Raw genomic sequence first — 1,751 nt, 5'->3', positions numbered from 1 at the left:
ATCGATATGGATCAGTTTCGATCCATCGGCGCTGATATTGAAGGTGTACTCGGGATACCAGCTGGAACAATCCGCCTCCTTGAAGCGGGTGCCAAGCGCAAGGATCCAGTCGGCCGCGAGGGTCTGTTCGTTGGTGAACTTCATCCCCCAGAAGCCGGTCATACCCAAAACCAGCGGGTGATCGTCCGGCAGCACGCCCTTGCCCATCAGGGAGTGGCTGACCGGAATCTGCATGTGATCGACGAAATCTCGCAACTCGTCATAGGCGTGCGCCAGTGCCACGCCGCCGCCGACATGGATGACGGGCGAGGCCGCAGCGGCCAGCCGCGCCACGATCTCGCGCGCGTTTTCATCGTCGATCGAAGGGCGGGTCAGGGTTTTCGTGCCGCCCTTCACCCGATCCCAGAGCGCCACCTTGATCGCGGCCGAGAAGAAATCCATCGGGACATTTACCAGCACCGGGCCAGGCTGGCCGCTTTCGGCCAGAAGGAACGCCTTTTCAATGATTTCGGGCAGAAGCTCAGGTGTATCCACGCGCCAAGCCCGCTTCACGAAGGGACGGTAGATTTCATACTGGCTGGCATCTGCATGCAGGTTCACCTCCTGATGCGGATGCTTGCCGTAGTAGTAGCTGGGGACGTCGCCCGCAATCACCACCATAGGGATACAGTCGAGCGCAGCATTGGCCACGCCGGTGGCGGCATTGGTGAGACCGGGTGACAGGTGGGTCAACACCACCGAGGCCCACCCCGTCACGCGCGCATAGCCGTCGGCAGCATGGGCCGCGATCTGTTCGTGCCGCACGTTGATGAAACGCAGGCCCGAATTGGCCATGGCCGACAGCACCGCGATATTCGTATGGCCGCACAGGCCAAAGACATGGCGGATGCCGCGGGCTTCCAAGTATTGGACCAGTTGATTGGCTACCAGGTCCTTTTCGGTGGAAGGCATATTCTTGGTCATCACATAACCTCGGTGTTGTAGAATTCGCCAAACAGCTCTTCGTCCGAGGGGCGGTCTTCGGGAATGGGCCGGGCGACCCAGGTCACGTTCATGTAATGCTTCAGGCTCACGTTCTCGTTGGTGATGTTGCCACCCCAGATCCCGCAGCCAAGGCTGGAGGTCATCGGCATGCCGTTGGCGAAACTGCCCGCGTTCGCCTTGGATTGCGGCTGGCGCACCATGACGCGGCTGACGGGCGCATTCATGGCGTGGCGCAGGATATGATCATCGTTGAAGGAATAAATGCCGCAACTATGGCCCTTGCCGCCCACCTCGTAGATCGCGCGGACCTTCACCATGGCGTCATCGAAATCCGCTGCCTTGTAGAGCGCCATCACGACGCAAAGCTTTTCACCCGAAAACTTGTGTTCCTTCCCGATCTCTGCCTGCTCGACCATGATAAACTTCCGGTCGTTTGGAATGGAGAAGCCCGCGAAGTCGGCAATCCGCTGGGCTGCAATGGCCACCGTCTCGACGCGGCGGCTGCCGTCTTCCTTCCACAGCGCCTTTTGCAGCAGCACCTTTTCCTCGGGCGAACACAGATAGCCGCCCTCAGTGATCAGGGCAGATTTCATCTGGTCATAGACCTTGGCATGGATGACCAGATTGCCATCGGCCGAACACCCCGATCCGAAGTCGGAGGTCTTGGAAATGCGCGAATTCATCGCAGCTTCTGTGATATCGGCATCTTCGTCGATGACCATCGTGGCATTGCCCGCACCCACGCCATAAGCCGGTTTGCCCGAGGA

The 1,751-nt window shown here is 59.6% G+C and carries 1 protein-coding gene and 1 pseudogene; both read right to left on the bottom strand.

Features of this window, described 5'->3' with window-relative positions; genetic code table 11:
* The coding region (locus EN780_RS33455) for a thiamine pyrophosphate-binding protein (protein ID WP_133372857.1) at positions 1–963 on the bottom strand (963 nt) is incomplete at its 3' end.
* Positions 963–1,751, bottom strand: a pseudogene (locus EN780_RS33450) (aldehyde dehydrogenase); the annotation flags it as partial. The pseudogene EN780_RS33450 and the gene EN780_RS33455, both read right to left, overlap by 1 nt.

It is taken from the genome of Mesorhizobium sp. M4B.F.Ca.ET.089.01.1.1, assembly GCF_004022605.1.
Taxonomy (GTDB): Bacteria; Pseudomonadota; Alphaproteobacteria; order Rhizobiales; family Rhizobiaceae; genus Mesorhizobium; species Mesorhizobium abyssinicae.
This window is presented reverse-complemented; position numbering and strand designations above follow the sequence as displayed.